We start from the raw sequence: 25777 nt of genomic DNA, 5'->3' as shown, positions 1-25777 counted from the left end.
CCCCGCAACCGATAGCATCGCCGGAAAGCCGCCGTCCCCCGTTGCCAGTGCGGCATCATCCGCTACGAAGGTCATCCATGCCCGACAGTCGAACCTCTGCACATCGCGACAGCCTCAAGGGCACGCGCATCGCTCGCGGAGCATCGCCGTGGCTTCTGCCGACCGTCGCCACCGCGGCACTCAGCCTCGCGCGCTCCCGCAAGTCGAGGCGCGCCGCGGCCATCGCCGTGCCGACCACCGCTCTCGCGGCCGGCATGCTGTGGTTCTTCCGCGACCCCGAGCGTGAGATCGCTCAGGGCCGGGTCATCTCCCCCGCCGACGGTGTGGTGCAGAGCATCATGCCGTGGAAGGACGGACGGACCCGGGTCGCCATCTTCATGAGCCCGCTGAACGTCCACGTCAACCGCGCCCCGCTTGCCGGCACGGTGACGTCCGTGGAGCACGTCCCCGGCGGGTTCGTCCCGGCGTTCAACAAGGAGAGCGAGAACAACGAGCGCGTTGTCTGGCACTTCGACACCGAGCTCGGCGACATCGAGATGGTCCAGATCGCGGGCGCCGTCGCCCGGCGGATCGTGCCGTACATCCCGCAGGGGACGAAGGTCGAGCAGGGTGACCGTATCGGTCTGATCCGCTTCGGCTCGCGCGTCGACATCTACCTCCCCGAGGGTGTCGAGGTCGCGGTCGAGGTCGGCCAGGCCACCACAGCGGGGGTGACTCGCATTGACCGTGATTGATCCCGACACACGGGCCGCCGACTGGGTCGCCGACGCCGAGGCGGAGGCGGCCGACGAGGCCGAGGAGATGCCGCTGTCGCTGAGGCTGTCCATAGCGGACGCCCTCACGCTCGGTAACGCCACGTGCGGCTTCATGGCGGTGTACTTCACCACCACCGGCATCCTCATCCCGCACCTCACCGGCAGCAGCGAGACCGGCATGGCGCGCAACAGCGCCGCCACCGCCGTGATCCTCATGCTGGCCGCGGCGATCTTCGACCTCTTCGACGGCATCGTGGCGCGCAAGCTCCGCAGCTCGCCGATGGGCGCCGAGCTCGACAACCTGTCGGACCTGATCAGCTTCGGTCTGGCCCCGGCCTACTTCGTGCTCGTGTACGGCATGGTCGCGGACGACGCGCAGCAGAAGGTCTCGGCGGTCGCCGCGATCGTGGTGTTGCTCGCGGTGGTCCTGCGGCTGGCCCGCTTCTCCTGCGTGACGATGAAGGACGGCATGTTCCAGGGCATGCCGAGCCCCTTCGGCGCGCTGACGGTCGTCTCGATCGTGCTCCTGGAGCTGCCCTTCATCCCGACGCTGCTCGCGATCATCGGAGTGGCGTGGCTGATGGTCAGCCGGGTCGAGTACCCGAAGCCGCGGGGTGTCCTCGCGGTGGCGATGCTCAGCTGGATCGTCGGTGCGATGGCCATGCTCGCGGCCTGGGCGTTCGACGCCCCGGGCGGAGCGTTCCTGCTCCAGACCGGCTGCGCGCTGCAGGTCGTGATGGGCGCCGTGATCCCCCTCTTCGCGACGGCCCGCCGAGTGAACACCTTCCGCGGCAACCGGCGTGAGAGCCGGGAGGCGCGGGCGGCGCAGCTGCCGTAGCGCACGGACGTCGCAAGGAAGTCGTACGGAAGGGCCCGGGAGGCGCATCGCCTCCCGGGCCCTTTCGCATGCCCTAGCCGAGGCGCTTGTAGTAGAGCGTGGTGGCGCGGAGGGTGCCGGCCGGGTCGGCGGCGAAGTCCGGGATCGTCCCTGCGGCGGTCCAGCCCGCGCCCCGGTAGAGGCGCTCGGCCGGGCTGTCGGTCTGGGTGTCCAGGACGAGCAGCCGGAGGCCGATGGCGGCGGCGTGGGCCTCGGCCGTGGCGAGCAGCCTCCGCCCGAGGCCCCGGCCGCGGGCGGAGCGGTGGACGAGGAGCCGGGCGATCTCGCCGCGGTGCCGGCCGTTGGCCGTCCCGGCGCGGACGAGGGTGACGACGCCGGTGAGCCGGCCTTCGGGCCCGTGGGCGGCCCAGACGTCCCGTACGCCCTCCGCGGCCTCGTCGGCGACTCGGGACCACCAGGCGGCCGCGTCGGCCCTGTCCAGGGGCGCCAGGAAGCCGACGGAGGCCCCGCCGTCCACGGCGTCCACGAGGAGCGCGGCGAGTCCTGCGGGGGCGTGGGCCCGTACGGCGTCGGGGTCGAGGCGCTCGACGACATCCAGCCGCCGCTCCAGGCAGAGCAGGTCCGGGCGGTCGTCCCAGGGGTCGACCGTCTCGAAGCCGAGGCTCCGGTAGAGGGCGAGCGGCTCCTCCCGCCAGTTCCAGACGGTGAGGCGTACGGCGGACACGCCGGAGTCCGCGGCCCGGCGCAGGGCCTCGGCCATCAGGGCCTTCGCGACGCCCTTCCGCCGGGCCTCCGGTTCGACCCAGAGCCGCTTGATCTCGGGAACCCCGTGGGAGGCCTTGAGCACGACGCAGCCGGCCGGCTCGTCCGCACCGGGCGGGGTGGCGAGCAGCACCGTGTCGGCGGCGAACGCGGCGGCCGGGTCCTCGGCCTCGGCGCGGTATACGGCCGGGAGCTCGGCGACCGACTCCACGGCCGTTCCCTTCTCGGCCTGGTTGACGAGGTGGTAGGCGCGGAGCAGGGCGGGGAGGTGGGGGTGGGAGCGGTTCTCCTCGATACGTGCAGCAGTCATGGACGGAGCTTCACACCACGGTGTTTCGCCCAGATGACGAACCGGGGCGCCCCGCCCCGCGCCGTGTGGGCCCGCGCCCCGCGCCGTGTGGGCCCGCGCCCACCCCCGTGTGGGCAATCGTCCCGCTGGGGCGGGACGGGTGGGCACACGGGACGGCGCCCTCCGCGGCGCCTCCGCCTTCCGTGCCTGGACCCGCACCACCAGCTCGGTGCACGTGGTGCGGGTTCAGGCGCGGGAGCCTCTGGCGCCGGCAAGGGCGCCGTTCCGTTGTGCCCACCCGTTCCGCCCCGGCGGAACGCATGCCCACAACGGGGCGTGGGCACCGTCCGTGCGGGTGGGCGCCGCCCCGGCGGAACGCCTGCCCACAACGGGGTGGGGCCTACGACAGGAAGTCGGTGGCGATGTTCGACGCCACCATTTCGAGCAGCGGGCCCGCGTTCGCGATGCACTTCGCCGTGTCCGGCTCCAGCGCCGTCAGCGGATAGGCCCGGCGGATGCCGGCCGCGCCCAGGGCCTCCGGCGGCAGGGCGAGGCGGCCGCAGACCGCGACGACCTCCTTGCCCGCGGCGCGCGCCGCGGCGGCGACGCCGGCCGGCGCCTTGCCGTGCAGGGTCTGCTCGTCGAGGGAGCCCTCACCGGTGATGACGAGGGTGGCCCGCTCGAGCGCGGGGGCGAAGCCGAGGACCTCCAGCATCAGCTCGATGCCGGGCCGGAAGCTCGCGCCGAGGATCAGCGCGCCGTACCCGATGCCGCCCGCCCCACCCGCGCCGGGCGCGACGGCCGCTTCGGCGGCGCGCGGCCCGATGGCCTTCTCCAGGACGGTGGCGAAGTGCGCGAGGGCCGCGTCGAGCACCCGGACGTCGTCGGGGGTGGCGCCCTTCTGCGGTCCGTAGACGGCGGGCGCGCCCTTCGGGCCGGTCAGCGGGTTGTCGACGTCGCTCGCGAGGATCAGGTCGACGGAGCCGAAGCGGGGGTCGAGGCCGCTGAGGTCGGCCGTGGCGAGGTCGGCGAGCGGCGCGCCGCCGGGGCCGACGGGCTCGCCGGACGCGTCGAGGAAGCGGGCGCCGAGCGCGGCGAGCATGCCGGAGCCGCCATCGGTGGTGGCGCTGCCGCCGACGCCGAAGACGAGGGTGGTCGCACCGGCGTCGAGGGCGGCGCGGAGCAGCTCTCCGGAGCCGTACGTGGTCGCCGTCAGGGGGGCGAACACGCCGGGCGGGAGGAGCTGGAGGCCCGAGGCCTCGGCCATCTCGACGACCGCGGTGGTGTCGCGCAGCGCGAACGCCGCGGTGACCGGCTCGCCGAGCGGGCCCGTCACGCGGACCTCACGCCGCTCGAAGCCGGCCGCGACGGCCGCCGCGACGGTGCCGTCGCCGCCGTCCGCGACGGGCAGCGTCTCCACCGTGAGGCCGGGGACGATCCGTCGCAGTCCTGCTGTGACCCGCTCCGCGACCTGTACGGCCGTGAGCGAGCCCTTGAACTTGTCGGCTGCCACGAGAACGTGTGCGGCCTGAGTTGCTGCCCCGTCCGTCACCTTGCATCCCTTGCTTTCGAACGTGCAGTCGCGCCGAGGGGGAGCCTATCCGCACGGCCAGACGGCGTGCCACCCCCCGATAAGGCGATATTCCGGACCATAGTGGGGTCACATGAGTACGGAAAAGATCGTTCCGGACGGCACGGGAGACGGCAGGCCCGACGGCGCGGTCATCGGGATCGGGGTCGCGGCCGTGGTCGCGGTGGTCGGCTGGGCGGCGCTGGGCGAGGACTCCTTCGACCGCGCGTCCTCCACCGCCCTGACGTGGGTGTTGTCGAACTTCGCCTGGCTGTTCGTGGTGGCCGCGGACATCTTCCTGGTGCTGTGCGTGGTGATCGCGCTGAGCCGCTTCGGCCGGATCAGGCTGGGCGCGGACGATTCGGAGCCGGAGTTCACGAACCTGGCGTGGATCGCGATGATGTTCAGCGCCGGGATGGGCATCGGTCTGATGTTCTACGGGGTCGGGGAGCCGCTGACGCACTTCCTGAACCCTCCGCCGGCGACCGGGGTCCCGGCCGGGTCGGGCGCGGCGGCGCGGACGGCTCTGGAGTACTCGTTCTTCCACTGGACGCTGACCCCGTGGGCGATCTACGGCATCGCGGGGCTCGCGCTGGCGTACGCGGGCTTCCGCAAGGGCCGGGGGAACCGGCTGAGCTCCGCCTTCGTGCCGCTGATGGGGGCGCGCCGGGCGGAGTCCTGGCCGGGGAGGGCGATCGACCTGCTCGCGGTGTTCGCGACGGTGTTCGGCACGGCGACGAGCCTGGGGCTCGGCGCGCTCCAGGTCGCCGAGGGGCTGAACCTGACGATGGACGTGGAGAACTCCACGGCGACGCAGCTGGTCATCATCGTGGCGCTGTCGGGGGCCTTCGTGCTCTCGGCGTTCTCCGGGCTGAACAAGGGCGTGAAGTGGCTGTCCACGCTGAACATCGTCCTCGCGGCCTGTCTGATGGTCTTCGTGTTCCTGCTCGGTCCGACCGTCTACATCCTGGACACGATTCCGGCCTCCGTCGGGGGTTATCTGCACGAGCTGCTGCCGATGGCGAGCCGCACGGGCGCGTTCACCGACCGCGACTGGCTGGGGGCGTGGACGATCTTCTACTGGGCGTGGTGGCTGTCCTGGGCGCCGTTCGTCGGCACCTTCATCGCCCGGATCTCGCGCGGCCGGACGATCCGCGAGTTCCTGGTGGGGGTGCTGCTCGTGCCGTCGGGGGCGACGGTGGTGTGGTTCTGCGTGATGGGCGGGACCGCGATCCGGCTGGAGTCCACGGGTGCGGCGGACCTGGCGACGGCCGTGAAGGACGGGGCCGAGGCCTCGCTGTTCGCGATGCTGGAGGCGCTGCCGATCGGGACGGTGACCTCGGTCATCGCGATGCTCCTGGTGATGACGTACTTCGTCACGAGCGCGGACTCGGCCTCCCTGGTGATGGGTTCGCTGACGAGCCGCGGCTCGCTGCACCCGCCGACCTGGCTCGTGGTGACCTGGGGCGTCCTGATGGCGGCCGTGGCGGCGGTGCTGCTCGTGGCGGGCGGTCTGACCTCGCTGCAGACGGCGACGATCCTGGTGGCGTTGCCGTTCGTGGTGGTGATGCTGGTGCTGTGCTGCGCGCTCCTGAAGGAGCTGCGGGAGGACCCGGGGGCGGGCCCGGCCCGGCACCACGCCCTGCACGGGCTGCGGGACGCGGTGCGGACCCTGGTCGGCGAGGCGATGACGGAGCAGGGCGGCGAGCCCCGCCGCGAACGGCCCCGGGAGACGGCGAAGGCCGGCACCGGCGTGGAGCCGCCCGAGGGCGAGGGCTGACGCTCGGCGCGCGTCCGGCCGCCCGATTCGGTACACCGGAGGTATGGGGTTCACGGACGGGGAGCTCGGTGACCGGATCCTGGGCGGCTGGACGGGCCGGATCGCCGGGAACATGCTCGGCAAGCCCGTGGAGCGCGGCGACCACTGGACCCGGGAGCGCATCGACGCGTATCTGCGGCTGACGGGGGCGCTCCCGCTGACGGACTACCTCCCTCCCCCGCCGCCGGGAGCGGAGGGCTTCGAGCTGCGGCCGGAGTGGGAGCGGTGCGTGCGGGGCGGGATCGACGGCAGCTGCCGGGACGACGACGTCGACTGGTCGGTCCTGGGGCTGCACCTCCTGGAGACGTACGGCTTCGCGTTCACCACCGAGCAGGTCGGCGAGGAGTGGCTGCTGCGGCTGCCGTACCTGCAGACGTTCACGGCGGAGCGGGTCGCCTACCGGAACCTCGCGGACGGGCTGCGGCCGCCGCTGACCGCCACGTACGACAATCCGTACCAGGAGTGGATCGGGGCGATGATCCGGGCCGACGTGTACGGCTGGACCTGCCCGGGTGATCCGCGCCGGGCCGCCTCGCTGGCCCGCCGGGACGCGGTCCTCTCGCACACCGGGAACGGCGTGTACGGGGCGATGTGGGCGGCGGCACTGATCGCGGCGGCCTTCACCGCGCCGGACCTGCGCGCGGCACTCGAGACGAGCCTGGAGCGGGTGCCGGCGAGCAGCCGGCTCGCCCGGACCGTACGGGGCACGATCGCGCTGTACGAGTCGGGGCTCGGCTGGTCGGAGGCGCTCACCGAGCTCGCGGAGCGGACGGCGGGCCTCGGCTGGATCCACACCGTCCCGAACGCCGCCGTGCTCACCGCCGGACTGCTGTACGGGGAAGGGGACTTCACCGACACGATCGCGCTGACCGTCCGCGGCGGCCTGGACACCGACTCCAACGGGGCGACGGCGGGCTCGGTGGCCGGGGTCCGCTGCGGCGCGGCCGCGATCCCGCCGCAGTGGTCCGAGCCGCTGCGGGACCGGGTGCGCAGCGCCGTCTTCGGCTTCGACGGCGTCCGCATCAGCGAACTGGCGGAACGGACGCTGCGGTTGGCGGGGCGGACGGGGTGAGGGGAGGCTTGGGGTCCACGGGCCGTTCGAGGGACGACAGGGCGACCGCGAGGAGCAGCAGAGCGCCGACGACCAGGACGAGGCCGCCGACGAGGACCCAGAAGCACCCGCCCAGGAGCAGGCGGGCGCGCCGGTCGGGGGTCGCCGGCACCCTCAGCCCTGCGGGGGTTCCGGTGGGACGATCTCGCCGGTGCGCTGCGGTTCGTCGCGGCTGACGGCCCGTGCCTCGGTGCGGTGGCCGCGGGCGATGTAGTCGCGGACCACCGCCTCGACGGCGTCCTGGGGGTTGCCGATGCCGGCCAGAACCATGACTTCCACGACGAGTTCGGCGTCGAGACCGATGTTCACCTTGGCCATGGCGGGAACCTAACACCGGGAAACCCGCTCGCGGGAGCGGTTCGTCGGTGCCTAGGGTCTTCGCATGACCATGGTCGCGATCTTCACCGGTGCCGGCATCTCCACCGATTCGGGTATCCCCGACTACCGGGGGCCGAACGGTGTGTGGCGGCAGGACCCCGAGGCCGAGCGGCTCGTCACGTACGGGCCGTACATGGCCGATCCGGACATCCGCCGCCGCTCGTGGTTGATGCGGCTCGACGGCGCGGTCCTGGGCGCGGAGCCGAACGTGGCGCATCGTGCGATCGCCGCCTACGAACGGACGAGCGGCAACGCGCTGCGGGTGATCACGCAGAACGTGGACGGCCTGCACCAGGCCGCCGGGGTGTCCGAGCGGAAGGTCCTCGAACTGCACGGCTCGGCACGGTCGGTGGTGTGCACGGCCTGCCACGCGCGGTCGTCGATGGCGGAGGCGCTCGACCGGCTGCGGGCCGGTGAGGACGATCCGGCGTGCCGGGCCTGCGGCGGGATCCTGAAGTCCGCGACGGTGATGTTCGGGCAGCGGCTCGATCCGGTGGTGCTCGGGACGGCCATGTCGATCGCCAAGGCCACCGAGGTGTTCGTCGTGGTGGGCAGCAGCCTCCAGGTGCAGCCGGCGGCCTCCCTCGCGGGGATCGCGGCCGAGCACGGCGCCCGGCTGATCATCGTGAACGCCGAGCCCACGCCGTACGACTCCGTCGCCGACGAGGTCGTGCGCGAGCCGATCGGCACGGCGCTGCCCGCGCTGCTCGACAGGCTGCGCTAGAACAGGGCGTCCGGTTCCGCCGTGCCCGATTCGAAGGCGAGCAGCCGCTGCTTGCGGTCCAGGCCGCCGCCGTAGCCGGTGAGGCTGCCGCCCGCACCGATGACCCGGTGGCAGGGGACGATGATGCTGACGGGGTTCTTGCCGTTGGCGAGGCCGACGGCCCGGGAGGCGCCGGGGTTGCCGAGCTCCTCGGCGAGCTCGCCGTACGTCCGGGTCTCCCCGTACGGGATGCGGAGCAGCTGCTCCCAGACGCGCAGCTGGAACGGGGTGCCGATCAGGTTCAACGGCAGCTCGAATTCGGTGAGTTCGCCCGCGAAGTAGGCGTCGAGCTGGCGGATGGTCTCGCCGAAGGGGCGCGGGTCGGGTTCGCCGAAGGTCTCCTCGGCCGGGCGGTGGCGCTGTCCTGTCATGTGGACGCGGCTGAGGACGCCGTCGACGGCGACGAGGGTCAGCGGGTCGTACGGGCTGTCCACGACGGTGTTCTGGATGACGGGTGGCATGGGACGGGGTCCTTACGGTCCTTACGCGGGCAGGAGGTTGATCGGGTGGTCGTCGGTCGCCCAGAGGTACTGGACGGCGTAGGCGCGCCAGGGGCGCCAGTGCGCGGCGCGGGCGGTCAGCGCGGCGGGGGTGCCGGGCAGTCCGAGCCCTTCGGCGGCGCGGCGGACGCCGAGGTCGCCGGGGAGGAAGGCGTCGGGGTCGCCGAGGGCCCGCATGGCGATGATCTCGGTGGTCCAGGGGCCGAAGCCGGGCAGGGCGAGCAGCCGGGCGCGGGCCTCCTCGCGGTCGTCGGCGGGGCCGAGCGGGAGCGAGCCGTCGGCGAGGGCCCGGACGAGGGTGAGGAGGGTGGTGCGGCGGCTGCGGGGCAGGGCGAGGGTCTCGGGGTCGAGGGCGGCGAGCGCCTCGGGGTCCGGGAAGAGGTGGGTGAGGCCGCCCTCGGGGTCCTCGATCGGGACGCCGTGCGCGGTGACCAGGCGGGCGGCGTGGGTGCGGGCGGCGGCGGTGGAGACCTGCTGGCCGAGGACGGCCCGTACGGCGAACTCGGCGGCGTCGACGGTGCCGGGCACCCGGCGGCCGGGCGCCTTGTCGACGATCGGGGCGAGCAGCGGGTCGGCGCGGAGCTGCTCGTCGACGGCGACGGGGTCGGCGTCGAGGTCGAGGAGCCGGCGGCAGCGGCTGATCGCCTGGGTGAGGTCGCGCGGGTCGGTGAGGAAGAGGCGGCAGGCGATGTGGTCGGGGCGCGGGGCGAGGGCGACGATGCCGTGTCCGTACGGGAGGCTCAGCGTCCGCCGGTAGGCGCCGTCGCGCCACTCCTCCACGCCGGGGACGGCGGTCGCGGCCAGGTGGCCGAAGAGGTTGGAGGGTTCCAGCGGGGCTCGGAACGGCAGCCGGAGGCTGATGACGCCGGGGGTCGCGGCCGTCTGGAGCGGTGACCGGCGGGCGGCGCGGGCGCGGAGCTCGCCGGGGGTGAGGGCGAAGACCTCGCGGACGGTGTCGTTGAAGGTACGGATGGAGGAGAAGCCGGCGGCGAAGGCGATCTCACCGAAGGGCATCGGGGTGGTCTCGATGAGCAGCCGGGCGGTCTGGGCGCGCTGGGCGCGGGCCAGGGCGAGCGGTCCGGCGCCGAGTTCGGCGAGGAGCTGGCGTTCGATCTGGCGGGTGGACCAGCCGAGCCGCCGGGCCAGGCCGGGGACTCCCTCGCGGTCGACGACGCCGTCCTGGATGAGCCGTACGGCGCGGGCGACGGCGTCGGCCCGGACGTTCCACTGGGGTGAGCCGGGGCTGGTGTCGGGCCGGCACCGCTTGCAGGCCCGGTAGCCGGCGCGCTGGCAGGAGGCGGCGCTGGGGTGGAACTCCATGTTCTCCGGCTTGGGCGGGACGGCCGGGCAGCTGGGCCGGCAGTAGATCCGGGTGGTGCGGACGGCGGTGAAGAACACGCCGTCGAAACGGGCCTCCTTCGACTGGACGGCCCGTACGCAGCGCTCGGTGTCGGTGTGCATGGTTCCAGGATCGGGGACGGAAGGGCCGCGGGCTGGCGAGAAAACGACATGGACGTCCGCCCCGCTCCCGGGCCTCAGCCGCCCCCTCCCGGTCCTCAGACGGTGACGGTCCGGTAGTGGGTGGTCAGCCGGCCGTCCTCGTCGAGGACATGGAAGGCGAGGGCCGGCGGCAGGTCGAGGTGGACGTGCGGGTGATCGGTCGGGTTCTCCCAGGGCAGGCGCAGGGCCGAGACCACCCCGGGCGCGACGAGCAGCGGACGCCCGGCGAACGTGGTGGCGGCGGCGGTGTGGGCGTGGCCCGCGAGGAAGGCCGTGAGGTGGGGGTGGCGGCCGGCGAGCGCGGCGAGGCGATCCTCGCCGAACTGCCGGATCCCGTCCACGTACGGGGTGTGCAGCGGGACCGGCGGGTGGTGGAAGGCGACCAGGACGGGCACCTCGTGCGGGGTGTCCGTCAGGACGCCGTCGAGCCACTCCAGGGTCTCGTCCTCCAGGAAGCCCCGGTGTTCGCCGGGCACCGAGGAGTCGCAGAGGGCGATGACGAAACCCTCGCCGCGGAGCACCTGGTCGACGGGGGCGCCGGGGCGCGCCGTGGGCTCCTCGGGGAGGAGGCCCTTGCGGAAGGCGGCCCGGTCGTCGTGGTTGCCGGGGCAGACGAGCAGCGGATGGCGGGAGGTCAGCAGCTCCCGCGCCACCGCGTACTCGTCCGGGGTCCCGTGGTCGGCGATGTCACCGGTGACGAGCACGGCCGCCAGGTCGTACGGCAGCTCCTCCAGATACCGCAGCACCGCGCGGGTACGGTCCTGGCTGCGCTGCTCGCCGTCGATGTGGACGTCGCTGACGTGGGCGATGACGATCATGCGGCCGGGCCTCCGTGGGTGCGTGTGGCGTTCACCCGACCGTACGGTGGGCGCGGCCGGGCCCGGAAGGGCCGATCCGGGAGCGGTGGCCTTGCCCGGTCCGGCTACTCGAAGCGGGTGGTGTCCCCGGCGCCGACGCGCACGATCTCGGGCTCTCCGCTGGAGAAGTCGACGACGGTGGTGGGTTCGGTGCCGCAGTCGCCGGAGTCGAGCACGGCGTCGACCTGGTGGTCGAGCCGCTCCTTGATCTCCCAGCCCTGGGTGAGCGGTTCGGCCTCGTCGGGCAGCAGGAGCGTGCTGGAGAGCAGCGGCTCGCCGAGCTCGGCGAGGAGGGCCTGGGTGACGACGTGGTCGGGGATGCGGACGCCGACGGTCTTCTTCTTGGGGTGGAGGAGCTGGCGCGGCACCTCCTTCGTCGCCGGGAGGATGAAGGTGTACGCGCCGGGCGTGGACGCCTTGACCGCGCGGAAGACGTCGTTGTCGATGTGCACGAGCTGGCCCAGCTGGGCGAAGTTCGCGCACATCAGCGTGAAGTGGTGCCGGTCGTCGAGGTCGCGGATGGCGCGGATGCGGCTGATGCCGTCGCGGCTGCCGAGCCGGGTGCCCAGCGCGTAGCAGGAGTCGGTCGGGTACGCGACGAGCGCCCCGTTCCGGATGGAGTCGGCCACCGCGCCGATGGTGCGGGGCTGGGGGTTGTCGGGGTGCACGTCGAAGTACTTGGCCATGGGGAGCAGTCTATTTTCGCAGGCTCCGCCATACGGCCTTCGCCGCGTTGTGCCCGGACATGCCGTGCACGCCGGGGCCGGGCGGGGTCGCGGAGGAGCAGAGGAAGACCGCAGGGTGCGGGGTGGCATAGGGGCGGAGGGAGAGCGTGGGGCGCAGCAGGAGCTGGAGGCCGCGGGCGGCGCCGCAGGCGATGTCGCCTCCGATGTAGTTGGCGTTGCGCTCGGCGAGTTCGGCCGGTCCCGCGGTGGCGCGGGCCAGGACGCGGTCGCGGAAACCGGGGGCGAAGCGCTCGATCTGACGCTCGATCGCCTCGGTGAGGTCACCGCGCCAGCCGTTCGGCACATGGCCGTACGCCCAGAAGACGTGCTTGCCCTCGGGGGCGCGGGAGGGGTCGACGAGGCTGGGCTGGGCGGTGATGAGGAAGGGGGCGTCGGGGGCGGTGCCGGAGGAGGCCTCGCGCAGGGCGGTGCCGATCTCGCCGGCGGTGGGGCCGATCTGGACGGTGCCCGCCCTGCGGGCCTCCTCGGCGGTCCACGGCACGGGCCCGTCGAGCGCGTAGTCGATCTTGAAGACGGCGGCGCCGTACTTGTAGTGGTCGTAGTGCCCGCCGAAGCCGGCGATCCGGGCGAGGGCGGTGGGCGAGGTGTCGAAGACGTAGGCGCGGGCCGGCGGCAGGTCGTCGAGCCGCTTGACCTCGAAGTCGGTGTGGACGGCGCCGCCGAGGTCCTTGAGGTACGCGGCGAGGGCGTCGGAGATCGACTGGGAGCCGCCCCGGGGCATCGGCCAGCCGCCCGCGTGCGCGGCGAGCGCGAAGACCAGACCGACGGCGCCGGTGGCGAAGCCGTCGAGCGGGGCGATGACATGGCCGACGAGGCCGGCGAGGAGCGCGCGGGCCTTCTCGTCCTGGAACCTTCGCATCAGCCAGGTGGAAGGGGGCAGTCCGGCGAGGCCGAAGCGGGCGAGGGTGACCGGGTCCCGGGGCAGCGCGGTGAGCGGCAGCTGCATGAAGTCGCTCGCCAGGGTGTCCCACTTGCCGAGGAAGGGGGCGACGAGCCTGCGGTACGTCCCGGCGTCGCGCGGTCCGAAGGAGGCGGCGGTCTCGGCGACGGACCGGGCGAGGACGGCGGCGGTGCCGTCGTCCCAGGGGTGGGCCATGGGCAGTTCGGGGTGGAGCCACTCCAGGCCGTACCGGTCGAGCGGCATCGTCTTGAAGACGGGTGAACCCGCGCCGAGCGGGTGCACGGCGGAGCAGGGGTCGTGGTGGAAACCCGGAAGGGTGAGCTCCTCGGTCCTGGCGCCGCCGCCGACCGTGGACTTGGCCTCGAAGACGGCCACGGACAGTCCGCGCCGGGCCAGTTCGACGGCGGCCGTCAGTCCGTTGGGCCCCGCCCCCACGACGACGGCATCGAGCATCGACGTCTCGTTCGTCACCTTCGGACTCCTTCGTCAGCCGATGGCCAAGGCTCCCAGGATAGGCGGGTGGTGGACCGCGTCTCACACGCCTCCGAGGAGCGTCCGGATCCGCTCGGCGGTGTCCGCGTCCCGGGCGGTCGTGAACGGCAGCGCGTTCCCCCCGGCGATACGGAACGGCTCCCCCGCGATCGTCGTCGTCGCGCCGCCCGCCTCCGCGACCAGGAGCAGTCCGGCGGCGTGATCCCACGCGTACTCCCAGCTGAAGGCGGTGCCGTCGAGCGCCCCGCGCGCCACGGCGAGGTACTCGAGCCCGGCCGAACCGCAGGGTCGGGGCCGTACCCCCTCGACCTTCAGGCCGAGCAGGGCCCGCTTCTGGTCCGGGGTGGTGTAGTCGGGGTGCGAGGTGGCGACCTCCAGGACCGCGCCCGGCGCCGGCGAACCGGACCGTATCGCCTGCCCGTTGAGCGTGGCGCCGCGCCCACGCACGGCGACGGCGAACTCCTCCAGGGCGGGCGCGAAGGTCCAGGAGGCGAGGATCTCGCCGCGGTGGGCGAGGGCGACGAGGGTGCAGAAGCCGGGGTCGCCGTGGACGAACTGGCGGGTGCCGTCGACGGGGTCGACGATCCAGACGGGGGCGTCGCCGCGCAGCGCCTCGTACACCGTGGGGTCGGCGTGGACGGCCTCCTCGCCGACGACCACGGAGCCGGGCAGCAGGGCGGTGAGGGACTCGGTGAGGTGCTCCTCGGCGGCCCGGTCGGCGACGGTGACCAGGTCGTGCGGCCCGTTCTTCTCGACGATGTCGTCGGCGGCGAGCTGCCGGAAGCGCGGCATGATCTCGGCGGCGGCCGCCTTGCGGACCGCCTCCTCGACCTCGGTCGTACCGCCGCGGAGGACGTGCTCAAGGAAGTCTTCGATCATGCCTCCAGCTAAGCACGGGGCGCTGACAACCGGAATGCCGCTCTTGTCACCCCCCGTTTCCCCGGAGAGTACCCTTTGGCCGAGTTCACCCCTTACAAGCAGGGAGGCTTCCGTGCACGGCGCGTACCACGGTGAGTACAAGGTCCCCGGCGGAAAGCTGGTGGTCGTCGACCTCGACACCGAGGACGGGGTCCTGCGGAACGTCCGGGTCGCGGGCGACTTCTTCCTGGAACCCGACGAGGCGATCCTCGCGATCGACGGGGCGCTCGAAGGCGCGCCGGTCGACACGGACGCCTCGGGGCTCGCGGCACGGATCGACGCGGCGCTCCCGCCGGGCACGCAGATGTTCGGCCTGACCACGGAGGGCGTCGGGGTCGCGGTCCGCCGCGCCCTCGCCCACGCCACGGACTGGACCGACTACGACTGGCAGCTCATCCACGAGCCGCCGCAGTCCCCCGCGCTGCACATGGCACTCGACGAGGTCCTGACCGCCGAGGTCGCGGCCGGCCGGCGTCCGCCGACCCTCCGGGTCTGGGAGTGGGGCGCCCCCGCGGTGGTCATCGGCAGCTTCCAGTCCCTGCGCAACGAGGTCGACCCGGAGGCGGCGGAGCGGCACGGCATCCAGGTGGTGCGGCGCATCAGCGGCGGCGGGGCGATGTTCATCGAGCCGGGCAACACCATCACGTACTCGCTGTCCGTCCCCGACGCCCTCGTCCAGGGCCTGTCCTTCACCGACAGTTACGCCTACCTCGACGACTGGGTCCTCGGGGCGCTCGGCGACATGGGGATCCGGGCCTGGTACCAGCCGCTCAACGACATCGCGACGGACGCGGGCAAGATCGCGGGCGCGGCGCAGAAGCGGCTCGTGGCGGGCGAGGGGGCGGTCCTGCACCACGTGACGATGGCGTACGACATCGACGCGGACAAGATGACCGAGGTGCTGCGGATCGGCCGCGAGAAGCTCTCCGACAAGGGCACGAAGAGCGCGAAGAAGCGGGTGGACCCGCTGCGCCGTCAGACGGGCCTGCCGCGCGAGACGGTGATCGCCCGGATGATCACCTCCTTCCGCGACCGCTACGGCCTCACGGAGGGCCACGTCACGGAGGACGAACTGACCCGCGCGAAGGACCTGGCGGAATCCAAGTTCGCCACCCCGGAATGGACGTCCCGGGTGCCGTAGCGCCCCGTAGGGTCGCGGCATGCGTGTCGAGGAGCCGGTGAAGCCCGGTCTGCGGATGGAATGCGCCGACGGGGGCCGGCTGGTGCTGCTCCAGGGCGCGGTCCCGGTTCTGTTCGCCCGGCAGCGGGCCACCCACCACGGGGTGCACTACGCGCGGACCGGCCGATACGTTTCCCCACTGGCCCCTCTGCGGGCCGAACGGGCGCGCGGGTTCGCGGAGTTCTCGGCGCCGGGCACGGAAGAGTGGACGGCGCGCTGGGCCGCACACGCGGAGACGGAGCTCCGCACATCTGCCGACGGGCCGCTCCACGCGGGCGAGTGGCGGCTCGGCCCCCAGCCGAACGGCTGGTTCGTGGACGGCAACTGGCCGAAGCTGCTGGCGCACGACCCCGACCGGGGCCACCTGACCTGGTTCGGGTACGGCGACCCGGCCGAGGACGCGCGCGACCTGCTCCCGCTGCGGGCGCTCTCCCCGGTGGACGCGCCCCGGGTGCGGGCGTACCGCCGTCAGTACCGGGAAGGGGTGCTGCCGCCGGTGTTCGCCTGGTGGATCAGCGGGCTCCATTCCCCCGTCGTCCTGGACGGCCACGACCGTCTGACGGCGGCGCTCGCGGAGGGCGGACGGCCGCGCGTACTGGTCCTCTCGCGGGCCGTGGACGCCGCGTGGGTGGAACTCTGCTCCGCCCGCCCGGTCCAGGGGTACGAGGAGCGGGTTGCCGCCCTGGACGGCACGGACGGATCCGCCCTCCTGATCTCGTACGAGAGCCGCCGTCTCGCGGAGACGCTCCAGAGGATCACCGAATCGCCCGATGCGACCCGGGCCTGGCCGTTCCCGGGCGGAGCCCCGGCCTGGGACGCGGCTGCCGCCGCGCACGTGCCCGGCTGGGCTCCCGACGCCGACCGCTGATCACACCATCGGTCACCAGTCCGGCCCCCTGATCAGGTGACCCCGCCGCGTCCCCGTCGTTGATGCCCACGCGGGTCGGGGCAGAGGTGCGGAAACGTCTCCGCACCGTTGGCGGTCCGGGACATGGTGTCGGCACGGCGGAGGTCAGGTGGGACGGGTGCGGAAGGTTGTCGCGGCGGTCGTGGGGGCGGTCGTGGGCGTGTGGCCGTTCGGTGGCGCGCCGCACGCGTACGCGGTCGTCGGCGGGCAGGAGGCGCGGCCGCATCAGTACCCGTTCATGGTGGGGCTCGTGGACCGGGAGGAGCGCCGGGTGATGTGCGGTGGCGCGCTGGTCGGCGAGCGGTACGTGCTCACCGCCGCGCACTGTCTCACCGGCTCGTACAGCAGCACCGCGCGCGTGGGCGTGCTGCTCGGCGACCACGATCTGACGCGCGCGGACGACAGTCCGAACGCCGTCCTCGCCGCCCCCGCCGCGTTCCTTCCCCACCCGGGCTACGACCCCGGCACCCAGCGCGACGACATCGCGCTGATCCGGCTGGCCGAGCCGGTGGTGTTCAACCGTGACGTGCGGCCGGTCGCCCTGCCCGCCCGGTACGCGCACGGCGCCTTCGACCACACCCAGGTCGAGGCCCCCGGCTGGGGCGCCACCTCCTTCGGGGGCCGTACCTCCGACGTCCTGCGGACCGTGGTGCTCGGCACCATGAGCAGCCCGGCCTGCGGCACCCGGGGCATGTCCGAGGTCACCGCCGCCCAGCTCTGCACGTACGCGCCCGGCCGGGACACCTGTCAGTACGACTCCGGCGGCCCCCTGGTCCACACGATCGCGGGGACGCCGTACCTGGTCGGTCTGGTCTCCTACGGCAAGGGGTGCGCGACCGACACCCCCGCCGTGAACACCCGGGTCTGGTCCTACCTCAACTGGATCGGGAGGACGGCCGGGCGCCTCCCCCGCGCTTCATGAGGGCGGTGTAGAGGAGCAGGGCGGCGACCAGGCCCACGGCCCAGCCGTAGTCGGCGAGGGGCTTGAGGAAGGGGATCAGGCCGTTCTCCGGGAACGGCCCCGTGCCCGGCGCCGAGTGCGAGCCGCCCACGGCGAGGACGCCACCGACCGCGAAGGCGAGGACGGCCGCCGGGTTCCAGCCTCCCCGGTACCAGTAGGGGCCGTCGGCCCGGTAGAGCCCTTCGAGGTCGAGGACGGTGCGGCGGACGAGCCAGTAGTCGGCGATGAGGATCCCCGCGACGGTCCCGAGGAGGCCGCCGACCAGGCCGAGCCACGTGAAGATGTACAGCTCCGGGGTGGCGGTCAGCTTCCACGGCATGATGAGCACGCCGACGACGCCCGTGATCAGCGCCCCCGTACGGAAGTTCACCAGCCTCGGGGCGAGGTTGGCGAGGTCGTACGCCGGGGAGACGACGTTGGCCGCGATGTTCACCGACAGGGTGGCGACCAGGACCGTCACCAGGGCGAAGAGCAGACCGAAGACGTTGTCGGTCTTGGCCGCGAGCGCCACCGGGTCCCAGACCGGCGCCCCGTACACGGCCTGCGAGCCGGAGGTGACGAGCACCGACAGCAGTGCGAACAGGGTCATGGTGGTGGGCAGTCCGAGGGTCTGGCCGAGGACCTGGGAGCGCTGGGCCGCGCCGAAGCGGGTGAAGTCCGGGATGTTCAGGCTCAGCGTCGCCCAGAAGGCGATCATGCCCATCAGGGCGGGGAAGAAGACGGGCCAGAACTCCGCTCCCCAGCCCAGCTTCGACGGCTGGTCGAGGAGCGGCCCGAGGCCGCCCGCCTTGACCGTGATCCAGACGAGGAGGGTGAGCGCGCCGACGATCACGAAGGGCGCGGCCCAGTTCTCGAAGCGGCGCAGGGCCTCCATGCCCCGGTAGATGATGGCGAGTTCGAGCGCCCAGAAGAGCAGGAAGCAGAGCCACAGGGTCCATGGCTGGCCACCGACTTTGGACGCCTCCGCCCAGCCGCCGCCGAAGACCTTGTCGAGCAGGACGAACACGCCCTGGCCGCCGATCCAGGTCTGGATGCCGAACCAGGCGCAGGCGACGCCGGCCCGCACGAGCGCGGGCAGGTTCGCGCCGCGCAGCCCGAAGGAGGCGCGCGCGAGGACGGGGAACGGGATGCCGTACTTCGGTCCGGCGTGCCCGGTGAGCAGCATCGGCACGAGGACGACGACATTGGCCAGGGCGATGGTGAGGACGGCCTGCTTCCAGTCCATGCCGAGGGCGACGAGACCGGAGGCGAGCATCCAGGAGGGGATGTTGTGGGCCATGCCGACCCAGAGGGCGGCGAAGTTGTACGTGGTCCAGCGGCGTCCGGCCACGGGGACGGGCAGCAGGTCGTCGTTGACGAAGCGGGGGTCGGCGGGGGTCGTGCCGGGTGCGAGCTCGACCCGGCCGTGGTCGATCGCAGAGGGGCCGGGTCTGCCGGAGGACGCGGTTGCGGTCATGGACGGAACCCTTCGTTCGGGGGACGGAACGAGGCCGTGCGGGGCGTGGGGCTCTTGACCGTGCGGAGTCTTGTCCTGTGGGGCGGGGGCGTCAAGAAGGACGGAACGCCCAGTCACCTGGGAAATGTCCTGCTTGCCCGTGCGTTTGACGGGGCGCCTGCTCTCTGCCCGACAATTCCCGGATCGGAATCGGCTCGACGTGCCGGAAGGGAACCAGTGGTGGCGACGCTCGCGGAGATACAGGCCCGGTTGGGAGAACCCCGGTTCAACTGGTCGGATCCGGCCCCCTGGCTCGGTCTCGAGGAGGAGCTCGGCGTCGCGCTCCCCGCGGACCTGCGCGAGATCGTGGACGCCTACGGTTCGGTCATGGTCAACGGGCAGCTGTACCTGAAGCACCCCGCCGGCCATCTCCTGCACGACCTGGGGACCTTCGTCCGGCAGGAGATCGAGTTCTGGCGCGAGGAGGACATGGCCGAGTTCCTGCCGAGCCGGGCGGGGGCGGGCCCCGGGGAACTGCTGCCGGTGGCGACGGCCACGACGGGAGAGATGATCTTCCTCCGTGTCCCCGACGAGCCGTCCTCGCCCTGGCGTGTCCTGGTCCAGGAGATGGACAGCCCGTCGTGGACCCTCTACGAGATGACGTTCGGCACGTGGTTCCTGGCCTATCTCAAGGGGAGGGACGTGATGCTGTGCTCGCGCGGCCGCACGCCCGACGGCCCGTTCTACGAGTTCCTTCCCTGATCCGGCTCCGCCGGACACCGACAGGAGCCCCGCCCGGGAGGGCGGGGCTCCTGTCGTTCGGGGACGGTCAGGCGCTGAATCGGGAGAGGCGAGCGGTTCTCGGCCGTCGCGTCGTCCATCTGCTGACCTGGCACCAAGGGTGCGGTGCCCGCCTCCGAGGGCGGGTTCTCCGCACAGCTTCAGGCCGCCGGCACCACGACGGAGGTGAGGACCAGACCGTCCCGGACCAGCCACCGGCCGCTCATCGACGAGAGCGCGGTCCCCCCGATCTCGGGACCGGTCTCGTGCAGTGCGACGGTGAACGTGCCGTCGTCGGGGGCGAAGTGGACGGTGGCGTCCTCGAAGCCCAGCCAGCGACGGGCGAGCGGGAACCACGCCTTGTAGACCGACTCCTTGGCGCTGAACAGCAGGCGGTCCCAGCAGATGCCGGGGGCTTCGACCGCCCACCGCTCCAGGGCGCGGCGCTCCTCGGGGCGGGCGACCGTGGGGAGGACCTCCCGCGGAAGCGGCGCGTGCGCCTCGGCGTCGATGCCGAGTGAGGCGACCGGTCCCACGCGGGCGAGCGCGGCGGCCCGGTATCCGTCGCAGTGCGTGAAGCTGCCGAGGACGCCGTCGGGCCAGATCGGTTCCCGATGGGGGCCGCTGAGGATCGGCGCCGGCGGGAGGCCGAGTTCCGCGAGGGCCCGGCGGGCGCAGTGGCGGACCGTCAGATACTCCCGGCGCCGCTTCTCGACGGCGCGGGCCAGCACGGCGGCCTCCTCGGGGAACACCGCCGCTTGCGGAAGGTCCTCGTACGCCTCGACGACGGCGACGCCCGCCGGGAGCAGCGACCTCATCGCGGCCGTCCCGGCAGGATGACGCGCGGGGCGAACTCCGTGGAGCGGGTGCGCCATTCCCGCGGATAGCCGAGGGAGACCTCCTCGAAGCGCACCCCGTCGTGGTGCGTCGTGCGGGGAATGTGCAGGTGCCCGTAGACGACGGCCGCGGCACGGAACCTGGTGTGCCAGTCGGCGGTGTGCACCGTCCCGCACCACTGCGCGAACTCCGGGTACCGCAGGATCTCGGTGGGCTCGCGGACGAGCGGGTAGTGGTTGACGAGGACCGTCCTCAGGTCCGGCGGCACCGCGGCGAGCCGCTCCGCGGTGTACTCCAGGCGCGCCCGGCACCATTCCTGCCGGCTCGGGTACGGGTCGGGGTGCAGGAGGTACTCGTCGGTGCAGACGACGCCGGACTCGTGGGCGATCGCGAGGCCTTCCTCGACGGTCGTCGCACCCGGCGGGTAGAAGGTGTAGTCGTAGAGCACGAACAGCGGCGCCACCGCGACCGGCCCCTCCGGGCTCTGCCAGACGGGGTACGGATCCTCGGGGGTGTCCACGCCGGCGGCCCGGCAGATCTCCACCAGGTGCCGGTAGCGCGCCTCGCCGCGCAACTGCTGCGGATCGGAGGAACGGGTCCACAGTTCGTGGTTGCCGGGCGCCCAGACGACCCGGCGGAACCGGTCCGCCAGGGAGGACATCGTCCGGGCGAAGAGCGCGCTGTCCTCGGCGACGTCTCCGGCCACGAGCAGCCAGTCGTCCGCGTGTCCGGGCTTCAACGCGTCGACGACGGCGCGGTTCTCGCCCGCGGCCACATGCAGATCACTCACCGCCAGCAGCCGCGGGCCACCGGCGGACACGGACGGGCTCGCCTGGGTCATGGGGCAACCATACGTCTGTGCGACTGCCCATGTCGGCCCGTCCGGGCCGTGGTTGGGGGGCCGACGGGCCTCAGCCGAGGGCCGGGATGATCTCGGAGCCGTACGCGTCGATGGTCCCCTCCCGGTTGTCGTGCATGTTGTAGACGGCGAACTGGTCGACGCCCAGGCTCTTGAGGTGGCGGAGTTTCTCGATGTGGGCCTCGGCGGGGCCCAGGAGGCAGAAGCGGTCGACGATCTCGTCGGGGACGAACTCCGTGTCGGGGTTCCCGGCGCGGCCGTGATGGCTGTAGTCGTAGCCGTGCCGGTCCTTGATGTACGCGGTGAGCTCCTCCGGGACCATGGACGAGTGCTCGCCGTACTTCTCCACCAGGTCGGCGACGTGGTTGCCGACCATGCCGCCGAACCAGCGGCACTGGTCACGGGCGTGGGCCAGGTCGTCGCCGACGTACGCCGGGGCCGCGACGCAGATGGTGAGGGCGTCGGGGTCGCGGCCGGCGTCGGCGGCGGCCTGGCGGACGGCCTTGACCATCCATTCGGTGAGGAAGGGGTCGGCGAGCTGGAGGATGAAGCCGTCGGCCTTCTGGCCGGCGAGGGCGAGGGCCTTGGGGCCGTACGCGGCCATCCAGACGGGAAGCCTGCCGTTCTTGATCCAGGGGATCTGGATCGCGTTGCCGTCGACGGTCGCCTCGCGGCCCTCCGCCAGGTCGCGGATGACCTCGATGGCCTCGCCGAGGCGGGCCAGGGTGTTCGGCTTGCGGCCGGCGACGCGCATGGCGGAGTCGCCGCGGCCGATGCCGCAGACCGTGCGGTTGCCGTACATGTCGTTGAGGGTGGCGAAGGTGGAGGCGGTCACCTCCCAGGTGCGGGTGCCGGGGTTCGTCACCATCGGCCCGACGTGCAGCTTCGTCGTGTGTTCGAGGATCTGGCTGTAGATGACGAAGGGTTCCTGCCAGAGCACGGCGGAGTCGAAGGTCCAGCCGTAGCGGAAGCCGTTGCGCTCCGCCCGGCGCATCAGCCCGACGACCTGCGAGGCGGGCGGGTCGGTCTGCAGGACGAGTCCGAAGTCCAACGTCGTTCTCCTAGTTCAGGTACTGACAGGTGGAGCGGGGGGTGAAGGCGCCGTGGCCGGCCCGGCCGGTGAACTTCCGCTGGTCGATGACGGGTTCGCCGCGCGACAGGACCGTCTCGACCTGGCCGGTGATCGTCTTCCCCTCGTAGGCGGAGTAGTCGACGTTCATGTGGTGGGTCGCCGCGGAGATCGTCTGGGTGGCGTGCGGGTCGTAGATGACGATGTCCGCGTCCGCTCCGGGCGCGATCGTGCCCTTCTGCGGGTAGAGGCCGAACATCCGGGCCGGCGTGGCGCAGGCGATCTCGATCCAGCGGCGGCGGCTGATGTGCCCGTCGACGACGGCCTGGTGGAGGAGGTCCATGCGGTTCTCCACCCCCGGCAGGCCGTTGGGGATCTTGGAGAAGTCGCCGCGGCCGAGGTCCTTCTGGCCCACGAAGCAGAAGGGGCAGTGGTCGGTGGAGACGACCTGGAGGTCGTTCGTCCGTAGTCCCCGCCACAGGGCCGCCTGGTGCTCCTTGGGCCGCAGCGGTGTCGAGCACACGTACTTGGCGCCCTCGAAGCCCGGCTCCGCGAGGTTGTCGGTGGACAGGAAGAGGTACTGGGGGCAGGTCTCGCCGAAGACGGGCAGCCCCTTGTCGCGGGCGGCGGCGATCTCGGCGACGGCCTCCTCGGCGGAGACGTGGACGACGTAGAGCGGGGCGCCCGCGACCCGGGAGAGCTGGATCGCCCGGTGTGTGGCCTCGGCCTCCAGGAGGGCCTTGCGGACCTCCCCGTGGTAGCGGGGGTCGGTCTCGCCGCGCGCGAGGGCCTGTTCGACGAGGACGTCGATGGCGATGCCGTTCTCGGCGTGCATCATGATCAGCCCGCCGTTGTCGGCGGAGCGCTGCATGGCGCGCAGGATCCGGCCGTCGTCGCTGTAGAAGACGCCCGGGTAGGCCATGAAGAGCTTGAAGGAGGTGATGCCCTCCTGGACGAGCTTGTCCATCTCCTTGAGCGTGTGCTCGTTGACGTCGGAGAGGATCATGTGGAAGGCGTAGTCGATCGCGCAGTTGCCGTCGGCCTTGGCGTACCAGGCGTCGAGGCCTTCGCGGAGGCTGTGGCCGACGCTCTGGACGGCGAAGTCGACGATGGTGGTGGTGCCGCCCCAGGCGGCGGCGCGGGTGCCGGTCTCGAAGGTGTCGGAGGCGAAGGTGCCGCCGAAGGGCAGCTCCATGTGGGTGTGGGCGTCGACGCCGCCGGGCAGCACGTAGCGGTCGGTGGCGTCGATGGTCCGGTCGGCGGTCCAGCCGGCCGCCACGTCGGAGCCGTGGGCGGCGAGGGCGACCACACGGCCGTCCTCGATCAGCACGTCGGCGTGGACTTCGTCGGCGGCGGTGACGACGAGACCGCCGCGGATGAGGGTACGGGTGCTCACGGGACTACTCCCCTGCCAGCTAGAGCGACCGAAGGGCCTGTTCGAGGATGGCCGCGCCTTCCTCGGCCTCGGAGACGGTGAGGGAGAGCGGTGGGGCGATGCGCAGGATGCTGGTGTTGTGGCCGCCGCCCTTGCCGATGAGCAGGCCGTTCTCGCGGGCGGCCTCCAGGACGGCGCTCGCCGCGTCCGGGTTCGCCCGGTCGGTGCCGGGTTCGGTCAGCTCGATGCCGATCATGAGGCCGCGGCCGCGGACCTCCCGTACCGCCGCGACTCCGGCGGCCGCGGCCCGGACGCGTTCGATGAGGAGGCCGCCGACGCGGCGGGCGTTGCCCTGGAGGTCGTGCTCCAGGAGGTACGCGAGGTTGGCGAGGCCGGCGGCCATCGTGACCGGCGAACCGCCGAAGGTGGAGATGGAGTTGGCGTCGAGACAGTTCATGATCTCGGCGCGGGCGACGACCCCGCCGACGGACATGCCGTTTCCGATGCCCTTGGCGAAGGTGAGGATGTCGGGCGGTCCGGCCTGGCCGTGGGCCTGCCAGCCCCAGAAGTGGTCGCCGGTGCGGCCCCAGCCGGTCTGCACCTCGTCGGAGATCCAGAGGATGCCGTGCCGGTCGAGGACGCGGCGGAAGGCGGCGTAGAGGCCGTCGGGCGGGGAGGTGAAGCCGCCGACGCCCTGGATGGGCTCGGCGATGAGGGCGGCGACGCCCGAGCGGGTCTGGCCGAGCATGTCCTCCAGGTCGGCGACGCACGCCTCGATGAACCGCTCGTCGGTGAGTCCGGCGTAGGGGCCGCGGGTGCGGACGCCGCCGTGCACGTACAGCGTCTGGAGCGGGGAGAGGCCGGTGGGCGACCAGGCGCGGTTGCCGGTGATGCCGACGGTGGAGAAGGAGCGGCCGTGGTAGCTGTTGCGCATCGCCAGGATCTGGTTCGAGCGGCGGTACGCGGTGGCGAGGAGGAGGGCCGTGTCGTTGGCCTCGGTGCCGGAGGTGGTGAAGAAGACCCGGGCGTCGGGGATGCCGGAGAGGCCGGCGACGCGCTCGGCGAGCTCCACCATGGGGCGGTTGAGGTAGAGCGTCGAGGAGTGGATGATCCGCCCGGCCTGCTCGGAGACGGCCTTGGTGACCTCGGGCAGGGCATGGGCGGTCATGGTGGTGAGGATGCCGCCGAAGAAGTCGAGGTACCTGCGGCCCTCGGCGTCCCAGACGTGGCGGCCCTCGCCGTGGGTGATCTCCAGGGGGTCGCGGTAGTAGAGGGCGACCCAGTCGGGGATGACGGCCTTGTGCCGGGCGTACAGGTCGGTCACGGCTGCACCAGCCCGTCGTACGCGTCGGGGCGGCGGTCCCGGTAGAAGGCCCACTGCTGCCGGACCTCGTCGATGAGGCCGAAGTCGAGGTCGCGGACGACGAGTTCCTCGGCCTTGTCGGAGGCGACCTCGCCGACGAACTGGCCGCGCGGGTCGACGAAGTAGCTGGTGCCGTAGAAGTCGTTGTCGCCGTACTCCTCCTGGCCGACGCGGTTGATCGCGGCGACGAAGTACTCGTTGGCGACGGCGGCGGCGGGCTGTTCCAGCTGCCAGAGGTACGAGGAGAGGCCGCGCGAGGTCGCGGACGGGTTGTAGACCAACTGGGCGCCGTTGAGGCCTAGTTGGCGCCAGCCCTCCGGGAAGTGGCGGTCGTAGCAGATGTAGACGCCGACCTTGCCCACGGCGGTCTCGAAGACCGGCCAGCCGGCGTTCCCCGGGCGGAAGTAGTACTTCTCCCAGAAGCCCCTGACCTGCGGGATGTGGTGCTTGCGGTACTTGCCGAGGTAGGAGCCGTCGGCGTCGATGACGGCCGCGGTGTTGTAGTAGAAGCCGGAGTCCTCGATCTCGAAGACGGGGACGACGATCACCATGCCGGTCTCGCGGGCGAGGTCCTGCATCCGGCGGACGGTCGGCCCGTCGGGGACCGGCTCGGCCCAGCGGTAGTGCTCGGGCTCCTGGACCTGGCAGAAGTAGGGGGCGTTGAACACCTCCTGGAAGCCGATCACCTGGGCGCCCTGTCTCGCGGCCTCGCGGGCGTGCTCCTCGTGTTTCGCGATCATGGATTCGGTGTCGCCGGTCCAGGTCGCCTGGACGAGCGCGGCGCGTACGACGTCGGTCATGAGCTGCTCCTT

At 72.5% G+C, this 25777-nt stretch carries 25 protein-coding genes; 9 read left to right on the top strand and 16 right to left on the bottom strand.

What is annotated here, in order from left to right; translation table 11 throughout:
- Positions 1-77 precede the first annotated feature (77 nt).
- Both ACWGN5_RS15560 and pssA read left to right on the top strand, forming a co-directional pair.
- The gene (locus tag ACWGN5_RS15560; RefSeq protein ID WP_369147440.1) at positions 78-734 is read left to right on the top strand and encodes a phosphatidylserine decarboxylase; all 657 of its coding nucleotides are present in this window, start codon (positions 78-80) and stop codon (positions 732-734) included.
- A complete protein-coding gene (gene pssA / locus ACWGN5_RS15555) occupies positions 727-1593 on the top strand; it encodes a CDP-diacylglycerol--serine O-phosphatidyltransferase (protein WP_392156430.1) in 867 nt (288 codons plus the stop codon). Before ACWGN5_RS15560 ends, pssA begins: the two co-directional genes overlap by 8 nt.
- A 73-nt stretch (positions 1594-1666) precedes the next feature.
- Here pssA and ACWGN5_RS15550 read toward each other — a convergent pair whose 3' ends face one another.
- Complete coding sequence (locus tag ACWGN5_RS15550) at positions 1667-2665, bottom strand: GNAT family N-acetyltransferase (protein ID WP_453515147.1); 999 nt, start codon at positions 2663-2665, stop codon at positions 1667-1669.
- A gap of 379 nt (positions 2666-3044) precedes the next feature.
- Positions 3045-4196 carry a glycerate kinase gene (locus ACWGN5_RS15545; RefSeq protein WP_453515145.1) on the bottom strand — a complete coding sequence of 384 codons (1152 nt, stop codon included), beginning with the start codon at positions 4194-4196 and terminating at the stop codon, positions 3045-3047.
- Between the two features lie 112 nt (positions 4197-4308).
- On the opposite strand from ACWGN5_RS15545, the gene ACWGN5_RS15540 reads away from it, so the two are divergent.
- Positions 4309-5994 (top strand): BCCT family transporter, encoded by a 1686-nt coding sequence (locus tag ACWGN5_RS15540; RefSeq protein ID WP_453515143.1) that lies wholly within the window; start codon positions 4309-4311, stop codon positions 5992-5994.
- A 43-nt stretch (positions 5995-6037) separates the two neighbouring features.
- On the top strand, positions 6038-7105 hold the full coding sequence (locus tag ACWGN5_RS15535; RefSeq protein ID WP_453515142.1) for an ADP-ribosylglycohydrolase family protein: 1068 nt from the start codon (positions 6038-6040) through the stop codon (positions 7103-7105).
- A gap of 153 nt (positions 7106-7258) precedes the next feature.
- On the opposite strand, the gene ACWGN5_RS15530 is transcribed toward ACWGN5_RS15535, so the two are convergent.
- Complete coding sequence (locus ACWGN5_RS15530; RefSeq protein WP_093873280.1) at positions 7259-7462, bottom strand: type II toxin-antitoxin system VapB family antitoxin; 204 nt, start codon at positions 7460-7462, stop codon at positions 7259-7261.
- A gap of 64 nt (positions 7463-7526) precedes the next feature.
- Here ACWGN5_RS15530 and ACWGN5_RS15525 point away from each other — a divergent pair, with 64 nt between their 5' ends.
- Positions 7527-8246, top strand: a complete 720-nt coding sequence (locus ACWGN5_RS15525) for an SIR2 family NAD-dependent protein deacylase (RefSeq protein ID WP_453515140.1) — start codon at positions 7527-7529, stop codon at positions 8244-8246.
- On the opposite strand, the gene ACWGN5_RS15520 is transcribed toward ACWGN5_RS15525, so the two are convergent.
- The 6 genes from ACWGN5_RS15520 to ACWGN5_RS15495 form a co-directional block, all read right to left on the bottom strand.
- Complete coding sequence (locus ACWGN5_RS15520; RefSeq protein WP_453515138.1) at positions 8243-8746, bottom strand: methylated-DNA--[protein]-cysteine S-methyltransferase; 504 nt, start codon at positions 8744-8746, stop codon at positions 8243-8245. The genes ACWGN5_RS15525 and ACWGN5_RS15520 overlap by 4 nt on opposite strands.
- A 21-nt stretch (positions 8747-8767) precedes the next feature.
- Positions 8768-10246: an AlkA N-terminal domain-containing protein gene (locus ACWGN5_RS15515; RefSeq protein ID WP_453515136.1), complete on the bottom strand. Its 1479-nt coding sequence runs from the start codon at positions 10244-10246 to the stop codon at positions 8768-8770.
- A 95-nt stretch (positions 10247-10341) separates the two neighbouring features.
- A complete protein-coding gene (locus tag ACWGN5_RS15510) occupies positions 10342-11103 on the bottom strand; it encodes a metallophosphoesterase (RefSeq protein ID WP_453515134.1) in 762 nt (253 codons plus the stop codon).
- A gap of 104 nt (positions 11104-11207) precedes the next feature.
- Positions 11208-11828, bottom strand: coding sequence for an L-threonylcarbamoyladenylate synthase (locus ACWGN5_RS15505; RefSeq protein WP_453515132.1), 621 nt, complete (start codon positions 11826-11828; stop codon positions 11208-11210).
- Positions 11829-11838: 10 nt separating this feature from the next.
- Entirely contained in the window at positions 11839-13242 is a 1404-nt protein-coding gene (locus ACWGN5_RS15500; protein WP_453515214.1) for a phytoene desaturase family protein, read from the bottom strand.
- 81 nt (positions 13243-13323) lie between these two features.
- The gene (locus tag ACWGN5_RS15495) at positions 13324-14160 is read right to left on the bottom strand and encodes an inositol monophosphatase family protein (RefSeq protein ID WP_453515130.1); all 837 of its coding nucleotides are present in this window, start codon (positions 14158-14160) and stop codon (positions 13324-13326) included.
- 112 nt (positions 14161-14272) lie between these two features.
- On the opposite strand from ACWGN5_RS15495, the gene ACWGN5_RS15490 reads away from it, so the two are divergent.
- The 3 genes from ACWGN5_RS15490 (at position 14273) to ACWGN5_RS15480 (ending at position 17208) form a co-directional block, all read left to right on the top strand.
- Positions 14273-15340 carry a lipoate--protein ligase family protein gene (locus tag ACWGN5_RS15490; protein ID WP_453515128.1) on the top strand — a complete coding sequence of 356 codons (1068 nt, stop codon included), beginning with the start codon at positions 14273-14275 and terminating at the stop codon, positions 15338-15340.
- A 19-nt stretch (positions 15341-15359) separates the two neighbouring features.
- Entirely contained in the window at positions 15360-16247 is an 888-nt protein-coding gene (locus tag ACWGN5_RS15485) for a hypothetical protein (RefSeq protein WP_453515126.1), read from the top strand.
- 157 nt (positions 16248-16404) lie between these two features.
- Positions 16405-17208 (top strand): serine protease, encoded by an 804-nt coding sequence (locus ACWGN5_RS15480; RefSeq protein WP_453515124.1) that lies wholly within the window; start codon positions 16405-16407, stop codon positions 17206-17208.
- On the opposite strand, the gene ACWGN5_RS15475 is transcribed toward ACWGN5_RS15480, so the two are convergent.
- The gene (locus ACWGN5_RS15475; RefSeq protein WP_453515122.1) at positions 17162-18703 is read right to left on the bottom strand and encodes an NCS1 family nucleobase:cation symporter-1; all 1542 of its coding nucleotides are present in this window, start codon (positions 18701-18703) and stop codon (positions 17162-17164) included. The genes ACWGN5_RS15480 and ACWGN5_RS15475 overlap by 47 nt on opposite strands.
- A 219-nt stretch (positions 18704-18922) precedes the next feature.
- Here ACWGN5_RS15475 and ACWGN5_RS15470 point away from each other — a divergent pair, with 219 nt between their 5' ends.
- Positions 18923-19444: an SMI1/KNR4 family protein gene (locus tag ACWGN5_RS15470; protein ID WP_453515121.1), complete on the top strand. Its 522-nt coding sequence runs from the start codon at positions 18923-18925 to the stop codon at positions 19442-19444.
- 179 nt (positions 19445-19623) lie between these two features.
- On the opposite strand, the gene ACWGN5_RS15465 is transcribed toward ACWGN5_RS15470, so the two are convergent.
- From ACWGN5_RS15465 to ACWGN5_RS15440, 6 genes are all read right to left on the bottom strand, one after another.
- Positions 19624-20280, bottom strand: coding sequence for a 4'-phosphopantetheinyl transferase family protein (locus ACWGN5_RS15465; protein WP_453515119.1), 657 nt, complete (start codon positions 20278-20280; stop codon positions 19624-19626).
- Complete coding sequence (locus tag ACWGN5_RS15460; RefSeq protein WP_453515117.1) at positions 20277-21140, bottom strand: metallophosphoesterase family protein; 864 nt, start codon at positions 21138-21140, stop codon at positions 20277-20279. Before ACWGN5_RS15460 ends, ACWGN5_RS15465 begins: the two co-directional genes overlap by 4 nt.
- 70 nt (positions 21141-21210) lie before the next feature.
- Positions 21211-22209 (bottom strand): TIGR03842 family LLM class F420-dependent oxidoreductase, encoded by a 999-nt coding sequence (locus ACWGN5_RS15455; protein ID WP_453515115.1) that lies wholly within the window; start codon positions 22207-22209, stop codon positions 21211-21213.
- Positions 22210-22219: 10 nt separating this feature from the next.
- Entirely contained in the window at positions 22220-23623 is a 1404-nt protein-coding gene (gene hydA / locus ACWGN5_RS15450) for a dihydropyrimidinase (protein ID WP_453515113.1), read from the bottom strand.
- Between the two features lie 19 nt (positions 23624-23642).
- Entirely contained in the window at positions 23643-24926 is a 1284-nt protein-coding gene (locus ACWGN5_RS15445; protein ID WP_453515111.1) for an aspartate aminotransferase family protein, read from the bottom strand.
- On the bottom strand, positions 24923-25765 hold the full coding sequence (locus ACWGN5_RS15440; protein WP_453515109.1) for a nitrilase-related carbon-nitrogen hydrolase: 843 nt from the start codon (positions 25763-25765) through the stop codon (positions 24923-24925). Before ACWGN5_RS15440 ends, ACWGN5_RS15445 begins: the two co-directional genes overlap by 4 nt.
- Positions 25766-25777: the final 12 nt, after the last annotated feature.

This window comes from Streptomyces sp. NPDC055815, assembly GCF_053616475.1.
The sequence above is the reverse complement of the archived record's forward strand: the minus strand, read 5'-3'. Positions and strand labels throughout refer to the sequence as shown.

Coding starts and splice junctions, on each gene's coding strand:
- ACWGN5_RS15495 (WP_453515130.1), bottom strand. CDS start 14,160: ATGATCGAAGACTTCCTTGAGCACGTCCTCCGCGGCGGTACGACCGAG.
- ACWGN5_RS15460 (WP_453515117.1), bottom strand. CDS start 21,140: ATGACCCAGGCGAGCCCGTCCGTGTCCGCCGGTGGCCCGCGGCTGCTG.
- ACWGN5_RS15530 (WP_093873280.1), bottom strand. CDS start 7,462: ATGGCCAAGGTGAACATCGGTCTCGACGCCGAACTCGTCGTGGAAGTC.
- ACWGN5_RS15500 (WP_453515214.1), bottom strand. CDS start 13,242: ATGCTCGATGCCGTCGTCGTGGGGGCGGGGCCCAACGGACTGACGGCC.
- ACWGN5_RS15560 (WP_369147440.1), top strand. CDS start 78: ATGCCCGACAGTCGAACCTCTGCACATCGCGACAGCCTCAAGGGCACG.
- ACWGN5_RS15550 (WP_453515147.1), bottom strand. CDS start 2,665: ATGACTGCTGCACGTATCGAGGAGAACCGCTCCCACCCCCACCTCCCC.
- ACWGN5_RS15540 (WP_453515143.1), top strand. CDS start 4,309: ATGAGTACGGAAAAGATCGTTCCGGACGGCACGGGAGACGGCAGGCCC.
- ACWGN5_RS15525 (WP_453515140.1), top strand. CDS start 7,527: ATGACCATGGTCGCGATCTTCACCGGTGCCGGCATCTCCACCGATTCG.
- ACWGN5_RS15475 (WP_453515122.1), bottom strand. CDS start 18,703: ATGACCGCAACCGCGTCCTCCGGCAGACCCGGCCCCTCTGCGATCGAC.
- ACWGN5_RS15465 (WP_453515119.1), bottom strand. CDS start 20,280: ATGAGGTCGCTGCTCCCGGCGGGCGTCGCCGTCGTCGAGGCGTACGAG.
- ACWGN5_RS15440 (WP_453515109.1), bottom strand. CDS start 25,765: ATGACCGACGTCGTACGCGCCGCGCTCGTCCAGGCGACCTGGACCGGC.
- ACWGN5_RS15535 (WP_453515142.1), top strand. CDS start 6,038: ATGGGGTTCACGGACGGGGAGCTCGGTGACCGGATCCTGGGCGGCTGG.
- ACWGN5_RS15515 (WP_453515136.1), bottom strand. CDS start 10,246: ATGCACACCGACACCGAGCGCTGCGTACGGGCCGTCCAGTCGAAGGAG.
- ACWGN5_RS15510 (WP_453515134.1), bottom strand. CDS start 11,103: ATGATCGTCATCGCCCACGTCAGCGACGTCCACATCGACGGCGAGCAG.
- ACWGN5_RS15520 (WP_453515138.1), bottom strand. CDS start 8,746: ATGCCACCCGTCATCCAGAACACCGTCGTGGACAGCCCGTACGACCCG.
- ACWGN5_RS15505 (WP_453515132.1), bottom strand. CDS start 11,828: ATGGCCAAGTACTTCGACGTGCACCCCGACAACCCCCAGCCCCGCACC.
- ACWGN5_RS15485 (WP_453515126.1), top strand. CDS start 15,360: ATGCGTGTCGAGGAGCCGGTGAAGCCCGGTCTGCGGATGGAATGCGCC.